Source organism: Flavobacterium sp. N1719 (assembly GCF_025947045.1).
Classification (GTDB): domain Bacteria; phylum Bacteroidota; class Bacteroidia; order Flavobacteriales; family Flavobacteriaceae; genus Flavobacterium; species Flavobacterium stagni.
In genome coordinates, this window is the sequence record NZ_CP109993.1 from 300,588 (window position 1) to 321,693 (window position 21,106).

Annotated in this window: 15 protein-coding genes; 12 read left to right on the forward strand and 3 right to left on the reverse strand. The window is 40.7% G+C overall.

Annotated features, from left to right (window positions below):
• Positions 1-47 precede the first annotated feature (47 nt).
• The 9 genes from OLM45_RS01100 (at position 48) to OLM45_RS01140 (ending at position 15,830) form a co-directional block, all read left to right on the forward strand.
• A complete protein-coding gene (locus OLM45_RS01100; protein WP_264511246.1) occupies positions 48-2,348 on the forward strand; it encodes a glycoside hydrolase family 65 protein in 2,301 nt (766 codons plus the stop codon).
• 106 nt (positions 2,349-2,454) lie between these two features.
• Positions 2,455-2,820: a GxxExxY protein gene (locus tag OLM45_RS01105; RefSeq protein ID WP_264511248.1), complete on the forward strand. Its 366-nt coding sequence runs from the start codon at positions 2,455-2,457 to the stop codon at positions 2,818-2,820.
• A 71-nt stretch (positions 2,821-2,891) separates the two neighbouring features.
• Positions 2,892-4,718, forward strand: a complete 1,827-nt coding sequence (locus tag OLM45_RS01110; RefSeq protein WP_264511250.1) for a glycoside hydrolase family 13 protein — start codon at positions 2,892-2,894, stop codon at positions 4,716-4,718.
• An 83-nt stretch (positions 4,719-4,801) separates the two neighbouring features.
• On the forward strand, positions 4,802-7,168 hold the full coding sequence (locus tag OLM45_RS01115) for a TIM-barrel domain-containing protein (protein WP_264511252.1): 2,367 nt from the start codon (positions 4,802-4,804) through the stop codon (positions 7,166-7,168).
• Positions 7,169-7,173: 5 nt separating this feature from the next.
• The gene (locus OLM45_RS01120; RefSeq protein WP_264511254.1) at positions 7,174-8,832 is read left to right on the forward strand and encodes an alpha-amylase family glycosyl hydrolase; all 1,659 of its coding nucleotides are present in this window, start codon (positions 7,174-7,176) and stop codon (positions 8,830-8,832) included.
• 110 nt (positions 8,833-8,942) lie between these two features.
• Positions 8,943-9,806 carry a cupin-like domain-containing protein gene (locus OLM45_RS01125; RefSeq protein ID WP_129461760.1) on the forward strand — a complete coding sequence of 288 codons (864 nt, stop codon included), beginning with the start codon at positions 8,943-8,945 and terminating at the stop codon, positions 9,804-9,806.
• On the forward strand, positions 9,806-10,465 hold the full coding sequence (locus tag OLM45_RS01130; RefSeq protein ID WP_264511257.1) for a glycerophosphodiester phosphodiesterase: 660 nt from the start codon (positions 9,806-9,808) through the stop codon (positions 10,463-10,465). Before OLM45_RS01125 ends, OLM45_RS01130 begins: the two co-directional genes overlap by 1 nt.
• Positions 10,462-11,670, forward strand: coding sequence for an NAD(P)/FAD-dependent oxidoreductase (locus OLM45_RS01135; protein WP_264511258.1), 1,209 nt, complete (start codon positions 10,462-10,464; stop codon positions 11,668-11,670). Before OLM45_RS01130 ends, OLM45_RS01135 begins: the two co-directional genes overlap by 4 nt.
• A 98-nt stretch (positions 11,671-11,768) precedes the next feature.
• Positions 11,769-15,830, forward strand: a complete 4,062-nt coding sequence (locus OLM45_RS01140) for a fibronectin type III domain-containing protein (protein WP_264511260.1) — start codon at positions 11,769-11,771, stop codon at positions 15,828-15,830.
• A gap of 52 nt (positions 15,831-15,882) precedes the next feature.
• On the opposite strand, the gene OLM45_RS01145 is transcribed toward OLM45_RS01140, so the two are convergent.
• Positions 15,883-16,359: a TspO/MBR family protein gene (locus OLM45_RS01145; RefSeq protein WP_264511262.1), complete on the reverse strand. Its 477-nt coding sequence runs from the start codon at positions 16,357-16,359 to the stop codon at positions 15,883-15,885.
• 75 nt (positions 16,360-16,434) lie between these two features.
• On the opposite strand from OLM45_RS01145, the gene mvaD reads away from it, so the two are divergent.
• The 3 genes from mvaD to OLM45_RS01160 are packed head-to-tail and all read left to right on the forward strand — an operon-like array spanning position 16,435 to position 19,404.
• Entirely contained in the window at positions 16,435-17,523 is a 1,089-nt protein-coding gene (mvaD, locus tag OLM45_RS01150; protein WP_264511264.1) for a diphosphomevalonate decarboxylase, read from the forward strand.
• Between the two features lie 15 nt (positions 17,524-17,538).
• A complete protein-coding gene (locus OLM45_RS01155) occupies positions 17,539-18,477 on the forward strand; it encodes a mevalonate kinase (RefSeq protein ID WP_129461767.1) in 939 nt (312 codons plus the stop codon).
• Positions 18,478-18,486: 9 nt separating this feature from the next.
• The gene (locus tag OLM45_RS01160) at positions 18,487-19,404 is read left to right on the forward strand and encodes a geranylgeranylglycerol-phosphate geranylgeranyltransferase (RefSeq protein WP_264511266.1); all 918 of its coding nucleotides are present in this window, start codon (positions 18,487-18,489) and stop codon (positions 19,402-19,404) included.
• Positions 19,405-19,536: 132 nt separating this feature from the next.
• Here the strand turns inward: OLM45_RS01160 and OLM45_RS01165 are convergent, their stop codons facing one another.
• Both OLM45_RS01165 and OLM45_RS01170 read right to left on the reverse strand, forming a co-directional pair.
• A complete protein-coding gene (locus OLM45_RS01165; protein WP_264511267.1) occupies positions 19,537-20,058 on the reverse strand; it encodes a gamma carbonic anhydrase family protein in 522 nt (173 codons plus the stop codon).
• Between the two features lie 42 nt (positions 20,059-20,100).
• Positions 20,101-21,102 (reverse strand): type IX secretion system membrane protein PorP/SprF, encoded by a 1,002-nt coding sequence (locus tag OLM45_RS01170; protein WP_129461770.1) that lies wholly within the window; start codon positions 21,100-21,102, stop codon positions 20,101-20,103.
• Positions 21,103-21,106 lie beyond the last annotated feature (4 nt).

Below are 21,106 nucleotides of genomic sequence, written 5' to 3' on the forward strand. Positions count from 1 at the left end.
AAAACACCCTAGCAAGGTTTCCCAAACCTTACATAAAAACCAATACAATGAATCAGGATTATATTCAACCAGACAACTGGTGTATTATTGAAGAAGGATTTGATGCCGAACGAGTAAAATCTTCCGAAAGTTTGTTTAGTATCGGTAACGGTGCCATGGGGCAACGTGCCAATTTTGAAGAACAGTATTCTGGAAATACTTTTCAGGGAAGTTATATTGCCGGAGTCTATTATCCCGATAAAACCAAAGTGGGTTGGTGGAAAAACGGTTATCCCGAATATTTTGCAAAAGTGTTAAATGCACCCAATTGGATCGGTATTAATATCGAAATTAATGGGGAAGAGCTTGACTTAGCAAAATGTACCCAAGTTTCCGATTTCCGTCGTGAACTTAACATGAAAGAAGGAATCTATACACGCTCTTTTTCAGCTGTGCTCCAAAACGGAACGGAAATCGAAGTCAATGTACGCCGTTTTCTCTCCCTTGATTTGGATGAAGCCGGATTCATCAATTACCAAATCAAGCCTTTGAACAAAGACGCCGCTATCGTTTTCAAACCTTATTTGGATGCGGGCGTTCACAATGAAGATGCTAACTGGGAAGAAAAGTTCTGGGAACCCTTACAGGCTCAACATACCGACAACCGCGGATTTGTAACTGCACGTACATTCAAAACGCATTTTACAGCAACAACCTTCATGCACAATACAATTGTGTTAGGCGGTTCACCACAAACAATAACTCCTCAAGCTTCAAATTCAGAAGATCATGTGGCCTTTTCGTATGCCATTTCTTGTCCACAAGGTCAAACCGCTGCCATCCAAAAAATTGGCGGGTATACCGTTTCCATGAATCATGAAAACACCCAACAAGCGGCTGAACAAGTAATTGATCAAGCATTGGCACTTGGATTTGAAGCCTACGAAACCAAACAAAAAGAAGCTTGGGCACGCATTTGGGAAATGAGTGATATCACTATCGAGGGTGACGTGAAAGCCCAACAAGGTATTCGCTTCAACATTTTCCAATTGAATCAAACCTATTTGGGTAAAGATTCGCGTTTGAATATCGGACCTAAAGGATTTACCGGTGAAAAATACGGAGGTTCGACCTATTGGGATACCGAAGCGTACTGTATTCCTTTTTATATGGCGACCAAAGACCAACAAGTGGCGCGTAATTTATTAGCCTACCGTTATAACCAACTCGACCGTGCCATCGAAAATGCAGGTAAATTGGGTTTCAAAAACGGAGCTGCCCTCTACCCTATGGTAACCATGAACGGGGAAGAATGCCACAACGAATGGGAAATTACGTTTGAAGAAATTCACCGTAACGGCGCCATTGCCTTTGCCATTTTCAACTACTATCGCTTTACTGGCGATTACAGTTACATTCCTGAAAAAGGATTGGAAGTGCTTTTAGGCATAGCCCGCTTCTGGCACCAACGTTCGACCTTCTCTACTTACCGCAACCAATACGTGATTTTGGGAGTTACGGGTCCGAACGAATATGAAAACAACGTCAACAATAACTGGTACACCAACTATATTGCCAAATGGTGTATCGACTATGCCTTGGAACAAACCGACCGCATAAAAGCGGAATACCCTGCAGACTACAGCCGAATCATGGCCAAAGTCCAATTGGGTGAAGAGGAACGTGCTGCTATGCAAAAAGTAGCCGACAACATGTACTTCCCCTATTCCGAAGAACATGGTGTATACTTGCAACAAGATGGTTTCTTAGACAAAGAACTCATTACCGTAGCCGACCTCGACAAGAGTCAGCGCCCTATCAACCAGAAATGGTCTTGGGACCGCATCTTGCGTTCGCCTTACATCAAACAAGCCGATACGCTTCAAGGTTTTTATTTCTTTGAGGATCATTTTACCAAAGAGGAATTGGCCAAACATTTCGACTTTTACGAACCCTTTACGGTTCATGAAAGTTCGCTCTCTCCTTGCGTTCACTCCATTCAAGCCGCTGTTTTAGGTCGAATGGAACAAGCCTATACGTTCTACTTGCGTACTTCGCGTTTGGACTTAGATGATTACAACAAAGAAGTGGAAGAAGGGTTACATATCACTTCCATGGCTGGAACTTGGATGAGTATTGTAGAAGGATTTGGCGGTATGCGTGTTCGCGACAACGCCTTACACTTTGAACCGCGTATCCCAACACAATGGGAAGCCTATTCGTTCAAAATCAATTTCAGAAATCAAATTTTGAAAGTGAGCATTGGTCAAAACGAAACCCAATTTGCATTAGAAGGGAACGAACCCATTCGCGTGTATGTCTTTGGAAAAGAAATACTCGTGGAACCCAATGGTTTAGTAACGGTATAAAATTTTGAACCATTAAGAAAATTAAGAAGTTAAGGAGTTTATAAGATATTTATTACCTTAACTTCTTTTTTCATACATTCCATTCACTCCATTTAAACGCCAAAAAATGACAAAAAAAGAGGTTACTCAGCTAAGTTATGCAATTGTGGGCTTTGCAATTACTGTCCACAAAGTATTAGGCCCAGGTTTACTGGAAAGTGTTTATGAAAAGTGCCTCAAGGAGGAGTTGAGCTTCAAAGGGTATCAAGTAGAGACTCAAAAAACGTTTCAAATTGAATACAGAAATTGCATTATAAATAGTGAATTAAGACTAGACTTGCTTGTTAACGACACCGTTATTGTAGAAGTTAAAAGTGTTGAAAGCATTTTGCCAATTCATGAAGCGCAACTGTTAACCTACATGAGATTAATGAAGAAGCCGCAAGGTTTATTAATTAATTTTTTTTACACAAAATATAACAAAGTCAACTAAACCATTCGTTAATGAACATTTTCATGCGCTTAATGAATCTTAAATACATCTAAAACTCTTAATGTTTAAAAATGAAAAAGCTTATTTTTTTCTTGTTCCTCTCCATTTCAAGCATTGCACAGATCACACGCATCGAACCCCCATTTTGGTACAGCGACATGAACCATGCTGATGTGCAAATTATGTTCTATGGCAAAAACATCGCTCAAAATGAAGTGAGTGCAACCAACCTCATCATCAAAAACGTACAAAAAACCGAAAATCCGAATTACCTTTTTGTGACCATCGACACCAAAAATGTAGCGCCCGGAACTTTCGTTTTCACTTTCAAAAACGGGAAAAAATCATTTACCCAAAACTATACCCTCAAAGCCCGTAAAAAGGATTCCGCATTGCGCAAAGGTTTTGATAGCTCCGATATGATTTACCTGATCATGTCCGATCGATTCGCGAATGGCAACCCTAAAAATGATTCTTCACCCAACCTTATCGAAAAAGCCGCCCGCACCAACAAAGACGGCCGTCATGGAGGCGATATTGAAGGTATGATCCAACATTTGGATTACATCAAAGAACTCGGAGCCACTGCTGTATGGCCTACCCCACTTTGCGAAGACAACGACGAACGCGGTTCCTACCACACTTACGGCCAATCTGATGTATACAAAATCGACGAGCGCTTTGGAAGCAATGAAGAATATTTGAAATTGAGTGCTGAATTGCACAAACGCGGCATGAAACTCATCAAAGATTATGTAACCAACCACTGGGGTTACAAACATTGGATGATGGATGACCTACCCACTTACGATTGGATCAACCAATTCCCAGGTTTCAAACAAACCAACTACCGCATGACGACCCAATTTGACACCAATGCTTCGGCAATTGATACCAAAAATTGCATGGACGGTTGGTTTGTAAAATCGATGCCCGACTTGAATCAAACCAATCCCTTAGTGCTCAACTACCTCATCCAAAACGCTATTTGGTGGATTGAATATGCCGACCTTGATGGCTTCCGTGTGGATACTTATTCGTATGCCGATAAAAAAGGCATCGCGGCATGGACCCAAGCCATCATGGAAGAATATCCGCACTTTAATATCGTGGGAGAAGCGTGGTTGTACAGCAGTGCTCAAATTGCCTATTGGCAAAAAGACAGTAAAATCGCGGCCATTCAAAACTACAATACCCACTTGCCATCTGTAATGGATTTTATGCTTCAAGGCATTCTCGCCGAAGGTGTGCTCAACGAAAATAAAGGCGAATGGAACAAAGGTATGGTGCGTATTTACAACAGCCTTTCCAGCGATTTCCTTTATCCAAACATCAATAATATTTTAATTTTTGCCGAAAACCACGATACCAACCGACTCAATCAATTCTATCCCGAATTTGAGAAATACCGTCTCACCATGATGCTTCTGGCGACGCTGCGCGGTATACCACAGCTTTATTACGGTTCCGAAATCGGGATGGCAGGTGACAAAGGTCAAGGTGACGGCGATATCCGTCGCGACTTCCCCGGAGGATGGCCGGGTGATTCGCAAAATGCCTTCACCAAAGCGGGTCGCACACCCAATCAACAAAAATACTTTGACCTGACCGCCCAGCTTTTCAATTGGCGCAAAACCAAAAACGTGATCCATACGGGCAAAACCACCCACTACATTCCTGAAAACAATGTCTATGTTTATTTTCGTCACAACGATCAAGAAAGTGTGATGGTTATCATCAATAACAGCAACGAAAAACAAACCCTTTCTATGGATCGCTTCCAAGAAAATTTAAAGAAATACACTACAGGAACCGATGTTCTCACCCAGAAAAATATTCCCCTCAATCAATCGTTAACCCTCGAACCGCTTTCCGGCTCTATTTTAGAATTAAAATAAGAAGGAGCTTTTTCCCGCTATCCGCTGTATCTCCCTCCTAACGTCGGGAGGATGCCGCTACTATCGGGGCTAAAAAACGTACTATGAAAAAGACACTTTTTTTTCTATTTCTTGCTTTACAATTGGGTGCGCAAAATCCCAACCGAACTTTTCTTCACCTAGAGTCCAAAGAAGACGGTATCGAAATCGCGGTATCCGATGGCTATTATTGGATCAAAGTTCTCGCGGACCATACGGTAGAAACTTCCTTTATTCCCAAAGGCGAAACGTTTAACCCGGTTTCTCATGCTACGCTGCTAAATAAACATGTTGCGCAGTACAAAGCCGTTGAAAACAATACTGAAATTCAGCTCAGCACACCTAAAATAAACGTGGTGATTACCAAACAACCGTTTCAAATTCGGTACACCAATGCCAATCGACAAGTACTGTTTACCGAACGTTTGGGCTATATTAAAAAAGATTCTACAGAAGTCTTGGATTTCAATTTAACCCAAGAAGAAAAATTATACGGTGGCGGAGCACGCGCCCTAGGCATGAACCGTCGCGGCAATCGATTGGCACTCTACAATCGCGCCCATTACGGCTATGAAACCCGTGCCGAATTGATGAATTTCTGCATGCCGATTGTAATTTCTTCCAAACAATACTTGGTTCATTTTGACAATCCTGCCATCGGTCATTTGGATTTGGACAGTCAAAAAAACAACACTTTACAATACGAAACTATTTCTGGACGTAAAACCTATCAAGTAATTGTGGGTGCTTCATGGCCCGAATTGATTCGTAACTATACCGAACTCACCGGACGCCAACCCCTACCACCGCGTTGGGTTTTCGGGAATTTTGCATCGCGTTTTGGCTACCATTCACAAGAAGAAGTGGAAAAAACGATTCAAAAATTTGAAAACGATAAAATCCCAGTAGACGCAATCATTCTTGATTTGTATTGGTTTGGAAAAACCGTACAAGGCACTATGGGTAACTTGGATTGGGATAAAGACAATTTTCCAAATCCCGAAAAAATGATGGCCAACTTAAGTGCCAAAGGGGTAAAAACAGTTTTGATCACTGAGCCGTTTATTCTTACAACTTCTTCCAAATGGAAAGAAGCCGCGGATCAAAAAGTGCTCGCTACTTTCAAAGACGGTTCACCCGCCACATGGGATTTCTATTTTGGCAACACAGGGATTGTCGATGTATTCAAACCCGAAGCCAAAACTTGGTTTTGGAACATCTACAAACGATTGATCAACCAAGGAGCAGGAGGCATTTGGGGCGACTTGGGCGAACCCGAAGTGTTTCCTTCCAAAGTCATCACGGCTGGTGGAAAAGCCGATGAAATTCATAATATATACGGTCACAATTGGGCTAAATTAATCACCGAAGGCTACCGCAATGATTTTCCTACCCAACGTCCCTTTATCTTGATGCGCGCGGGCTACTCAGGCTCCCAGCGTTTTGGCATGATTCCATGGAGCGGCGACGTGAGTCGGTCATGGGGCGGATTGCAAAGTCAGATGGAAATTGCACTCCAAATGGGTATGCAAGGTATGGGCTATATGCACAGCGACTTGGGTGGATTTGCTGGCGATTATTTCGACAATGAATTGTATTTACGTTGGCTACAGTACGGTGTCTTCAATCCCATTTTCCGTCCACATGCCCAAGAAGAGGTCGCTTCTGAAGTGGCACGAAAAGACATTGTTACCAAAGCCAAAGCCAAAAAAAGCGTGGAATTGCGCTACCAATTATTGCCTTACAATTACACATTGGCTTATCAAAATAGCAGCACCGGAATTCCGCTAATGCGTCCTTTGTTTTTTGAAGAACCCAAAAATGAAGCTTTACAAACAGTTGCTGACACGTATTTATGGGGTGCCGACTTCTTAATCAAACCCATTGTCAACCCCGGAATCACCTCAACCGAAGTGTATTTCCCGAATACCGCCAATTGGTTTGATTTTTATACCCATAAAAAATACAGCGGCGGTAAAAAAGCAACGGTTTCGGTAGTCGAAGAACATATCCCGACATTTGTTCGTGCCAATACGCTCATTCCAATGACCCAGGTGGTTCAAAACACGGCCGCCTACCAAAACAGTCAATTGGATGTATTGGCTTATCTCGATGGTGTGGGACGTTCGCAACGAACCTTTTATTTTGACAACGGAACAACCCCTAATGCACAATCCGAAGAAGGCAATCATGAATTGCTTGTGGCTTCTTTAGACGTGAGCCTCAAAAAAATTAGCCTTTCTTTGGAACAAAAAACCACTGGAACACCCGCTGAGAAAAAAGGAACTATTACTTTATACAATTGTTCCATTTCGCCCAAAACTGTTGTACAAAACGGAAAGAAAATTCCCTTTGAGTGGAACGCAAAAACAAAAAAATTAACCATTAGCTATACCCACAATCAAGAAAAAACGTCAATTGTGATCAACTAATCCTTATGAAAAAAATACTTATTCCCTTTGCCTTGCTGTTGTTGAGCGGACTCACATTCGCCCAAAACAAAACTAAAACCAAAATAGCGCCAACAAAAACTCCTTTTGTATGGGAAAACGCCAACGTCTATTTCATTGTTACCGACCGATTCAAAAATGGCGATCCTAAAAACGATCATCAATTCAATCGCAACCAACCCACCGGAAAATTACGCGGCTTTGAAGGCGGCGACATTCGTGGTATCATTCAAAAACTGGACGAAGGCTATTTCACCAAATTGGGGATAACCGTTATTTGGATGACCCCCATAGTGGAGCAAATTCATAGTGGTGTGGATGAAGGAACGGGATACACCTACGGATTTCATGGGTATTGGACACGAGATTGGACGGCTTTAGACCCCAACTTTGGCACCCGTAACGATTTGGCCGAATTGGTTGCCAAAGCCCATGCACGCGGCATTCGCATCATGTTGGATGCGGTGATCAACCACACCGGACCCGTAACGGCAGAAGACTCGGTGTACCCTAGCGAATGGGTGCGTACAAGTCCGAAATGTCAGTACAATTCGTACGACACCAACATCAATTGTACATTAGTTGAAAATCTTCCGGACGTAAAAACAGAAAGCAAAGCGAATGTGGAATTACCGCCTTTTTTAGTCGAAAAATGGAAAAAGGAAGGTCGCTATGAACAAGAAATTAAAGAGCTAGATGCTTTTTTCAAGCAAACCGGTTATCCCCGAGCGCCACGGTATTACATTATGAAATGGCTAGCGGATTACATCACCGATTTTGGGATTGACGGTTACCGCGTGGATACGGCCAAACACACCACCGAAGATGTTTGGGCTGATTTTAAACAAGTGTGCGATCAGGCTTTTGCTACTTACAAAAAAAACAACCCAAAAAAAGTTTTGGACAACAATCCATTTTTCACGGTTGGTGAAGTATATGGCTACTATATTGGTGGCAAACAATTTTACGATTATGGCGATAAAAAGGTGAACTATTTTGAAAATGGCTTTACAGGTTTGATCAATTTTGATTTTAGAAATGAAGCCAAAATGACCTACGAACCGTTATTTTCAAAATACAATACCATTTTACAAAATGATTTAAAAGGACATACCGTCATGAACTATGTCTCTTCGCACGACGACGGATGGCCGTTTGACAAAAAAAGAGAAAAGGCTTTTGAAAGTGGGACAAAACTTTTGTTAGCACCTGGTATTTCACAAGTCTATTACGGGGATGAAACGGCTCGATCTTTGGATATTCCAGGCACACAAGGCGATGCAACGTTGCGCTCGATGATGAATTGGAACGAACTGAAAAACAGCACCTACCGACAAGCTGTATTGGAGCATTGGCAAAAATTAGGCAACTTCCGAAAAAATCATCCAGCAGTTGGGGCTGGGGTTCACCAACAAATAGCAGCCACTCCGTACACTTTCAGTCGCATTTATCAAAATGGGGCATACTCAGATGCTGTGGTAATTGCATTGGATGTTCCCTCTGGAGAAAAAACTATTGAAACGGGTCAAACATTTCCAGAAGGTACTATTTTGCGCGATGCGTATTCCGGGAAAATAGCCACAGTAAAGAAAGGGAAAGTTAGCCTCAACACCGATTACATGATTGTCCTTTTAGAAAAAAAATAAATTGAAACCGACCTCGTGTCGGTTTTCTTTTGTAGTAAACATTCACATTTTGTTAAGATTTTCGGCTTTACATTTCTCTAACTTTGTCTTAATTTTCAAACAGGTTGTGTATGGGATTTGAGTATATCGAAATTGAACGTGTCGAAAAATTAACCAAAGAAGACTTTTTAAAAAACTATTACGCCAAACAGAAACCTGTTGTCGTTACCAATCAAATCGAAGATTGGCCGGCGTTTCACAAGTGGGATTTAGCCTATATTCGCGAACAAGCTGGGCATACAATGGTTCCTTTATACGACAGCCGAAAAACAGATCATACCAAAAAGGTAAACGAACCCGATTTTACCATGACCATGAATGAATATTTGGATATCATGGAAAAGGGTCCGACGGACTTGCGCATTTTTCTATACAATTTATTTAAAGATGCCCCAGCGATGAAAGCCGACATCAAGTGGCCCGACTTTGGGGTACGCTTGTTCAAAGGATTTCCATTAGTGTTTTTTGGTGGCGAAGATTCGAAAGTGTTTATGCATTACGATATCGATTTGGCCAACATTTTTCATTTCCATTTTCACGGTGAAAAACAATGTGTGTTGGTGGATCCCAAAGAAACGAAATACATGTACCGTCTACCCTATTCTTGGATTTGTAATGAAGATATCGATTTTGACCAACCCGACTTTGAAAAATTTCCCGCTTTACAACAAGTTAAACCTTATATCACCAACCTAAAACACGGAGAAATGTTGTACATGCCCGAAGGTTGGTGGCATTATATGAAATATTTAACACCGGGATTTTCGCTCAGTTTGCGTTCATTAGCCCATAAACCGGCCAATATAGCCGAAGCCTTTACCAATGTTTTCATTCGAAGAAATTATGACAACTGGATGCGTAAACGCAAAGGACAAGCGTGGTTGGATTACAAAGATGAAGAAGCGTTTCGTCGAACTAACGCCCTGGTAAAATAATGTGGAAAATAGGACATCGTGGCGCTTGTGGATATGCACCTGAAAATTCGATAGCTTCCTTTCAAAAAGCTTTAGACCTAGGAGTTGATGTCCTAGAATTGGATGTGCATTGCAGCGCTGATGGCACCGTAATGGTCATTCATGATGCCACCCTAGACCGCACCACAAACAGTCATGGATTGGTACAAACCAAAACGAGCGCCGAACTGAAAACATTGGGGATTCCAACATTATTGGAGGTCATCGAATTGGTTCAACGTCGGGTGATCATCAATATCGAGTTCAAATCCAAAGAGGCGATGTTGCCCACACTTTCCCTTTTGAATCAACGAATAAGTGAAGGAAAAAATTCGGGTTCCGATTTTCTATTATCTTCTTTTGATTGGGATATACTGGCAGAAATTGCAGCTAGGAAACTTGGATTTCCTTTAGGTGTTTTGTATGAAGATTTGCAAAAAGATCCGTTAGCATTTGCCCAAAACATTCGCGCCTACAGTTTACATCCCGATTATAAATTACTTACTTTTGAAACGGTGAAATCCATCCAACAAAAAGGGTTTACGATTTATCCTTGGACCGTTAATGCACTTGAAGATATCGAACGATTAAAATCGTGGCAAGTGGATGGTATTATTTCGGATTTCCCCGATCGACTATGAAACATTATGATGTACTTGTAATTGGAGGTGGTGCGGCTGGTTTTTTTACGGCTATTAATTTAGTTGAAAAACATCCCCATCGCAAAGTGGCCATTTTGGAACGCGGCAAGGAAGTTTTATCCAAAGTTCGTATTTCTGGTGGCGGCCGTTGCAATGTTACCCATGCGTGTTTTGTTCCTAGTGATTTGGTAAAAAATTATCCCCGTGGCGAAAAAGAGTTATTAGGTCCTTTCAATCAATTTTGTTCAGGCGATACCATTGAATGGTTTGAAAAACATGGAGTCGAATTAAAAATTGAGGACGATGGCAGGATGTTTCCAACTTCTGATTCTTCGGAAACGATAATCGATTGTTTTTTAAAAGCTACCCAAAAATTAGGCATTGACATTCTGACTCAACAAAGTGTACAATCGTTATATCAAGCTGAAAATTATTGGAAAGTAGAAACACAAAACCAGCAATTTAAAGCTGAACGTATTGTTGTAACAACTGGAAGTAATCCAAAAATTTGGGATATGATGACCGCATTGGGACACACTATCGTTCCGGCCGTTCCTTCTTTATTTACCTTTAATATCAAAGACCCCCGCATTAAAGATTTGATGGGATTATCGAGTCCTGCAGATGTTCGTGTCAAAGGCACCAAACTCAGTGCCTCTGGACCGTTGTTAATTACCCATTGGGGCATGAGCGGTCCGGGAATATTGCGCCTTTCCGCTTGGGGTGCCCGTATTTTGGCTGAAAAAAACTACCAATTTACGTTACAAGTGAATTGGCTTCCCGATCATGATGCAGAAAGTTGTGAGGACTTTTTAAAATCAGTTCGCACCGAGCAAGCCAAGAAAACGGTGGCTAAAAAAGCACCATTTGAACTCCCCAACCGACTTTGGGAAAAATTAGTGCTGGCTTCAGGTATTTCCTCAGAACAAAAGTGGGCCGACCTTTCTAACAAAGACCTTCACCAACTCCAATTACAATTGACAGAGGGACATTTTCAGGTGAATGGTAAGAGTACGTTTAAAGAAGAATTTGTCACAGCAGGTGGGATTGATTTGAAAGAGGTAAATTTCAAAACGATGGAAAGCAAATTGTTGCCCAACCTATATTTTGCGGGAGAAATTTTGAACATTGACGCCATAACCGGTGGATTCAACTTTCAAAATGCATGGACGGGAGGTTTTATTATTGCAAATTCATTACAATAACAAATTTCAAATTCTCTGTCAAAGTGTTAAAATAATAATTTACAATAGTTAATTATTTAAAAATCAATGTATATTTGGTAGACAAAACCTATCCAAATATGAAAAAACAACTACTTCTGACTTTATTAGTCTTACTGGTTGCCCCATTTTCTTTATTGGCTCAAACGACCTACTCTTGTGGCGAAATTTTTTACGACACAGGCGGGCCGAACGGTAATTACGGAGACAATGAAAATAATATGGCCGTTTTATCCAGTGCCATTCCGGGTCAAACCGTAATTCTAACATTAACCAATGTTACCCTAGATGACGGTGATGTACTCACCATCTATAATGGCCCATCACCCAATTACCCTATTCTTCAAACGATTACCAACGTAACAGGAGAACAATACACTTTTATTTCTACGGATGTATCGGGTAGCTTGTCGTACGGATTCACTTCTGATGCGAATGGAAATAATACGGGATGGACTGGTGCAGTTGAATGTATACAATCAGCTTGTATGCCACCATCACAAATTAGTGTGCAAACCTTAAATTCAAGTTCTGCTTTGATTAATTGGGCCGATCCAAATGGTTCGGCTATGCAATGGGAAGTTATTATTTCTACTTCTGGGATGGCGCCGCTACCTAGCGACACGGGTGTAATTGTGACATCCCCATCGTATTTAGCATCCAATCTGACTTCAAATAACTTTTACACGGTATACATTCGCACGTATTGTGACCCTGTAACCACGAGTGATTGGTCTACCGGTTATACTTTTTATCTTCCGGGATGTGACAGCCCCTCAAATGCGGTAGTTACTAACATCACTACCAATACAGCAGACATCGCTTGGATTGGCGGACAAGCTACAGAATGGCAAATTTTAGTGCTACCGGTTGCTTCTGGTTCACCAGCCGCAACAACATCTGGAACACCTGTTATTGCAACCAACTTTAATGCGACGGGGTTAAATCCTAGCACAGTTTACAATGTATATATTCGATCGATTTGTAATGGAGTTCCTTCTCCTTGGAATAATTTATCACAATTTACTACACTTGCTGGTGCCACAACAACTTGCGGAAGTGTATTTACCGATCCCGCGGGTGCCAATGCAAATTATGCGAATGGTGCCAATGTAACCAACGTTCTTTGTCCAGACACACCTGGACAAGCTGTAACCGTTACCTTTACTTCATTTGCTGTGGAGACCAATTATGATGCATTATATGTGTACAATGGTAATTCTGCTAACGCGCCTATAATTGCGAGCACCAACCCTATTCCCACAAGTAATGTTGGACCTGCAGGAGGCTATTGGGGCTCAACAGCACCCGGTCCATTTACTTCAACTAGCGTAGATGGTTGTTTAACATTTGTATTCAAAAGTGACAGTTCAGTAACACAAGCAGGTTGGGTAGCTAATGTAAGCTGTGGTGCACAATCCAATTGTTTACCTCCATCAGTAGTTACGGCATCCAATGTAACAAGTAATTCAGCCGTTGTAACTTGGACGAATAATTCCCCCAATACAACGCAATGGGAAGTAGTTGCTGTTCCTTGTGGAACAACAGCCCCTACCCCCAATTTCACTACGACAATTGCAACAACAAATCCGTTTACACTTACTGGTTTAAATGCGGCTACTTGTTATAATATATTTGTACGTGCAGTTTGTAGCCCGACCGAAACGAGTGTTTGGGCATCAACGGCAACTTCAATCACAACATTAATTGCTCCTCCAGTATGTGGTGGCACATTTACTGACCCCGCTGGACCTAATGCGAATTACGCTAATTTAACCGATTCCACAACCACGATTTGTCCAACAAATCCTGGGGATGTTGTTACTGTTAATTTTACAACCTTCTCTACGGAAGCAAATTGGGACGGACTCTATGTTTTCAATGGAAATTCCATTAATGCACCCATGATTCCAAGTACGAATGCTTCCGGAAACGTTCCAGGCGGCGTTGCAGGTGCTTGGTGGGGAACGTTAACGGGCGGCAACTTACCTTCATTTACTTCCACATCTCCCGATGGATGTTTAACTTTCCGTTTTAGAAGTGATGGTTCAGTAAATGGTATTGGATGGGTAGCCGATGTTATCTGCGGCCCTGCACCAACCTGTCTTCGTCCAACCAATGTAGTCACTTCAAACGTTACACAAACCACTATGAATGTGAGTTGGACAGCGGCTTCAACAGCCAACACCCAATGGGAGATTTTTGCAGTTCCATGTGGGGCTCCAGCTCCAACAACTACTTCAACAGGAGGTATTATTACTAGTGTTAATCCAACTTCACTAACTGGACTATCGGCGGGTACATGTTATGATATTTATGTTCGCACCGTTTGTTCGGCCACTGATGTGAGTGTTTGTACTTTCCTTCCTAACCAATCCACCCAATTAGCACCACCTGCTTGTGGTGGTGCATTTACAGATGCGGGTGGACCCAATGCGAATTATCCAAACAACTCGAATCAAACCTATGTCATTTGTCCTTCAACTCCGGGAGAAATTGTTACAGTTACCTTTACTACATTCAGTACAGAAACCAATTGGGATGCTTTATATGTTTACAATGGAAACTCAGCTTCTGCACCAATGATTCCGAGTACCAATGGCGCTGCCAATGTCCCTGGAGGCTTAGCAGGTGGTTATTGGGGAACAGCAATTCCGGGCCCATTTACTTCTAGTAGCCCTGACGGATGTTTAACGTTTGTTTTCAGAAGTGATGGATCTGTAGTTCAAAGTGGATGGACAGCCAATGTAACTTGTGCCCCCGACCAACCAAAAATTTTAGTGGTAGCATTTGTGGACTCCAATAACAACGGTACACAAGATGCTGGAGAACCCTATTTCCCTGGTGGAAACTTTGTGGTTCAACAAAACAATTCAGGAACGGATATGTTAGTATATGCGCCCACTGGGATGTATACGATTTATGATACCGACCCAAATAATACATACGATATTAGTTATCAAATTCTACCTGAAGCGGCACCTTATTTCTCGGGCAACGGTTTTACAGTAAACGATGTAAATATTCCTGCTAATGGAGGTACACAAGTATTCTATTTCCCCATCACCAACACACAACCCTTTAGTGATGTTGAAATAAGTTTAACTCCTTATGGCGCACCTCCAAGACCGGGACTCACGTACACACAGCGTTTATTAATTAAAAATAATGGTATAGCTGCTGCAACGGGTACAGTAACCTATGTTCGACCCACTCCAGTTACTGGTGTAACAGTAAATCCAACAGGAACTGTAGCAACTGCGAATGGTTTCACATACGCGTTTACTAATTTACAGCCTAATCAAACGATTACTTTAATCCTCACGTTAACCGTTCCTGCAACACCAACTGTAAATCTGAATGATGTATTGACGGCTACAGCTACAGTTTCCTCAAGTAATGATATAAATGCACAAAACAATTCCGCTTCATTAGCACAAATTGTGGTGAACTCATGGGATCCTAACGATAAAATGGAAGCGCATGGAGATAAAATACCGTTCAGTTCATTTAATCAAACAGACTATCTTTTTTACACCATTCATTTCCAAAATATGGGAACGGCGAATGCGATTGACGTTCGTATAGAAGATGATTTGAGTCCGTTGATAGATCAAGAAAGCATCCGAATGGTGAGTTCGAGCCACAATTACATCATGACACGTGAAGGAAACCATGTAGAATGGAAATTTGAAAATATCCAATTGGTTCCTGAGATTGTGAGTCCGGACGCTAGTAAAGGCTATGTTACTTTCCGCGTGAGACTCAATCCTGGATTCCAAGTAGGAACCATTGTACCCAACACCGCTTCCATTTTCTTTGATAGTAATCCTGCTATTATTACGAATACTTGGACTACAAAATTCACAGCTCCACTTGGTGTTAATGGTCAAGAATATGTGGCTTTTGTGATGTATCCAAATCCAGCGGACCATGAAGTTACTTTTGCTGCCAACAACAGTGGTGAAACCCTTCAAGACATTATCATTTATGATCTTTTAGGTAAAACCGTAAAAGAGGTTCGCGATCTAAACACATCAAATAGTACAATTTCAATTGAGGAGTTACCTCAAGGATTGTATATAGTGGAAATTGCGACAAGCAGTGGTTTAAAACTCACTCAAAAATTAAACGTGAAGTAGTTTCAATACTTTATATAAATAGAAAAGCCGTTCAAAAAATGAACGGCTTTTTTTATCGATTTAACCACCAAATGGCAGCGTTCAGCAATGTTGCAAAACCTACCCATGCCAAATAAGGCACCAATAATCGTGCGGCCCATACATGAATCTTTTTGAATTGAGTATACGTTTCAAAAATCATTAGCCATAATAAAACCACCTCGATTAAAGCCAAAAACGGGTTGCATAACACAAAAAACAAATACGACCAAAGGGCATTTAATCCCAATTGAATCACAAAAAACAAAAAGCCTTTTTTTACGGCTTCAGGATGCTCATTTTGTTGATTCCATACCAATCCGCCCGCTATTCCCATAAAAATATACAAGAGGGTCCAAACCGGTGCAAACACCCAATTGGGCGGATTAAAAAAAGGTTTGACCAATGTGGGATACCAAGTTTTTATACTTTCTTGTGTTGCCATTCCTGACAAATAGCCCACAACAAGGCATGTCATCACTACTAAACCAATACGTAAATACCGTTGCATATCTTTTTTTGGACAAAGATACTAAAGCCAAACGTCACGCTGATTTTCTTTTTATCTTTGTGTAAAAAATAAACCATGCCTGCAACCGCAGATTTTAAGTTTACGGCTTCCATCGATGATTCACTTTCGGGATCATCTTGCTGGTCAGCTCCAAGTAATATTGCCCTTGTGAAATATTGGGGGAAAAAAGAAAACCAAATTCCGGCCAACCCATCCATCAGTTTTACATTAAACCAATGCAAAACAATCACGGGAATTGACTTTCAACCCAAAAAAAATACAGGACAATTTTCTTTTGATTTCCTTTTTGAAGGACAACCCAAAGAAAGTTTCCATCCAAAAATTGAAAGTTTTTTTCAACGAATATTTCCCTATTGTCCGTATTTATCCCACTTTCATTTCAGTATTGATTCCCAAAACACCTTCCCACACAGTTCAGGAATCGCTTCATCAGCTTCAGGAATGGCGGCTTTATCCGTAAACCTTATAGATTTAGAACGCCAATTAAACCCATCGATGTCTGAGGAATACTTTTGGCAAAAAGCCTCGTTTTTAGCGCGATTGGGTTCGGGAAGCGCCTGCAGAAGTTTGAAAGGACAAGTGGTTGTTTGGGGCGAACATGCTACCATTCAAGGGAGTACTGACTTGTATGGTGTTGAATTTCCGGATGAAATTCACTCCAATTTCAACCATTATCAAGATACTATTTTGTTGGTAGATAAAGGAGAAAAGCAAGTTTCCAGTACGGTCGGACATGATTTAATGCACAATCATCCGTATGCAACAAGACGTTTTGAACAAGCCCATGACAATTTAAAGGCTATGCAAAACGTTTTAACAACAGGTGATTTAGAGCAATTCATTCAATTAACGGAAAATGAAGCTTTAACGCTTCATGCGATGATGATGACCTCCATGCCGTATTTTATATTAATGAAACCCAATACCTTGGAAATCATCAATAAAATATGGAGCTTCCGTCGAGAAACAAAAATTCCCGTATGTTTCACCTTAGATGCCGGTGCAAATGTGCATGTTTTGTATCCCGAAAACGATAAAGCGACTGTTTTGCAATTTATTCAGAGCGAATTAGTTGGCTATTGTCAAAAGGAGCAGTATATTTGTGATGAAATTGGTAACGGAGCACTAAAAATTCAACGTTAACAGCAAGTGAAACTTATGAAAGGACCGCTATTTTACTCGAAAATTTTACTTTTTGGTGAATATGGAATTATTAAAGATTCGAAAGGTTTATCCATTCCTTATAATTTTTACAACGGTGCTTTGAAAATCGACGGAAACACGTCAGCAGAAGCACTCCAATCGAATGCAAGTCTTCAAAAATTTGTAACGTATTTAGAACAATTACAAACCGAACAACCCGATTTAGTACAATTCCAATTGGAACTTTTAAAAACGGATGTTGCCAATGGTATGTATTTTGACTCCAGCATCCCACAAGGTTATGGCGTGGGAAGCAGTGGCGCACTAGTAGCTGCGATTTACGATAAATACGCTTTAAATAAAATTACCATTTTAGAAAACCTTACCCGCGAAAAATTATTAGTCTTAAAGACCATTTTTTCACAAATGGAATCGTTTTTCCATGGTAAAAGTTCGGGATTAGACCCTTTAAACAGCTATTTGAGCATTCCTATTTTAATCAACTCCAAAGACCATATCGAAGCTACGGGCATTCCTTCGCAAAGCGCAGAAGGCAAAGGCGCCGTATTTCTTTTGGATTCTGGTATTGTAGGCGAAACAGCTCCTATGGTGAATATATTCATGGAAAATTTGAAAGACCAAGGTTTTCGCAATATGTTGAAAAATCAATTCGTGAAATACACGGATGCCTGTGTTGAAAATTTCTTGGGCGGTGATTTTAAATCGTTATTCGCCAATACCAAACAACTTTCAAAAGTGGTTTTAAATAACTTCAAACCCATGATTCCGGAACAATTTCATGGCGTATGGCAAAAAGGAATTGAAACCGACGACTACTATTTAAAATTATGCGGTTCCGGCGGCGGTGGCTACATCTTAGGGTTTACCCAAGATTTAGAAAAAGCGCAAAACGCCTTAAAAGACTACAAACTCGAAGTCGTTTACCAATTTTAACACAACCCCATGTTGAGTCGTAAAACCAAACTTACGATGATGAAAATCATCAGTATGTTTTCAGTGGTTCGCGGCTACAATATACCTGTTGTTGTTTTGGCCCAATACCTTTCCGCTATTTACATTTTTGCTCCTAACAAACGGGCACTCAATGTGGTTTTAGACGGCGTACTGTTTCTCATCGTTTTAGCCTCTTCGCTCACCATTGCATCAGGCTATATCATCAATAATTTTTACGACAGTAATAAAGATTTAATCAACCGACCTACAAAATCGATGTTGGACCGACTCGTTAGTCAAAAAACAAAACTTCAAGTCTATTTCACCTTAAATTTTATCGTTGCGCTACTCGCCTGCTTCATTTCGTTTCGAGCCGTGTGTTTCTTTTCTGCCTATATCTTTCTGATTTGGCTGTATTCCCACAAATTAAAGCGAAAAGTGATTATTGGCAACCTCACAGCGGCATTACTAGCCGTACTCCCTTTCTTCGCTATATTATTGTATTATAAAAATTTCTACCCCGAAATTATGGCCCACGCCTCTTTTTTAGGTATTCTAATTTTAATGCGAGAAATCATTAAAGATCTTGAAAACATTCAAGGTGATTTAGCCAATAACTACCAAACCCTACCTGTAAAATATGGTGAAAAAACGGCACATTCCATTTTAACTGGACTGACGATTTTCACCTTAGTACCCTTATACTTTTTAATCGAAGTATACGACGTTGGCTATATGGATTTATACTTTTATAGCGCAGCATTAGGCCTCATTGGCTTTAGCCTTTTCGTAAGTCGGTCACGCGTAAAAAAAGATTATTTAACGCTTCACCTAATCTTAAAATTCCTGATTGTTACCGGAGTATTTAGTATTGTTCTGATCAATCCAAAAGTACTCGTGCACGGCAGAAGTTTGTTGCCGTTTTAGTGAATAAGGAGCACATACCCGTGCATCTATCGCCTACCTTCCCGCTTTTGCCTTTATCTCACCTTCCTAACGTCAGGTGAGGATACCGGCGCAATCGGGGCTAATTGAGGAGTTATAGGGTTTTATCAAGTATTATTCCGTTTCTTTAAACCAACCCGAGTACATCACATAGTTGTTCGAAATGCGCTCTATTTCCCCAGCAAAATCCGAAGCATTGAGTTCTTTTACTTTCTTCGCGGGTACACCGGCATAAATTGTTCCCGATTCCACCACCGTATTTTGTGTCACCACAGAACCCGCCGCTACTATCGAATTGCTCTCAACCACACAGCCATCCATCACAATCGCCCCCATGCCAATCAATACATTATCGTGCAACGTACAACCATGAACAATTGCATTATGACCAATGGACACATTATTACCAATGACCGTTGGATGTTTTTGATACGTAGCATGAATCACAGCTCCATCCTGAATATTTACTTTATTTCCTATTGTTATAGAATGTACATCGCCGCGCACAACAGCGTTAAACCAAACGCTACACTGACTACCAAATGTAACTTCGCCAACAATCGTTGCATTCTCTGCAACATAACAATCTTCAGGAATGTCGGGTGCTATTCCGCGAACGGGTTTAATTATTTTCATATAAAAAAGAATCCCGACGAATCGGGATTTATAAGTTGATTATTAATTAACTGCAGGACAATTACAGTGGTATTTTTCAGGCTTGCAGAACAAGTTCAAACCAAGCGTGATTTGATGAAAACCACCATTATCAAACTTCACATTACCCATCAAATGAGAATAGGTATACGACAACATGAAACTTTTATAATTTACCCCTAAAATCGGTGTAATGTATTGCATTTTCTGGTTATTCACAGATACACCTTCAATATATTCTGCACCGTCCAAACTTCTGCGATAGGATAATCCCGCCCATAATTTTCCAAATTCAAGATCTTTATACGCTTTCACATTCAAATCCACAGTAGTTTCCTTCGTTTGAAAAACATGTTGTAACATGAAGGAAGGCTCCCACTGAATGGTTTCCGTATCACCAAAAGTATATCCCATATTAAACAACAAACGTCTTAAATTGGTTGGCTCACGATCTGTATACAAACGACGTGCATTGGCTACCGCATTCTTAACCGTAAAATGGGCATAGAAATCCATGTAATTATACGAAGCACCAATATCCATATTGAAATAAGATGCTTTTTGAACAATAGTTCCGTCAATAATTGGATCGTAAGAAGGATTATTCAATAAAAAACTAGTTTCATCCAATAAACTTTGTGCAAAACCAGCATTAATACCAAATGACAACTGATTTAAATCAATATTATCTCTTGAAAACATAATGTGGTGGGCATACGCTAAACGGAAACCTTTTTGTGAATGGTAACCGTTTTTATCATTAATTAAAATGATACCCATACCATCCTTATCCGTCAAACTTCCATTAAAACTTAAAGTCTGAAGCGCTGGAGCATCTTCTTGTCCAAACCATTGCTGACGTGCCGTCAAACGCAACTTTGCACAATTTGAAGCACCTGCCATTGAAGGGTGTAGTAAAAAATAGTTATCAGAAAGATAATCGGAATAGACCGGTAAAATCTCCTGTGAAAAAATGGGTTTAGCAAGTAGCAGTCCTACAATTAGGAACAAACGTCTCAGTTTCATTGTA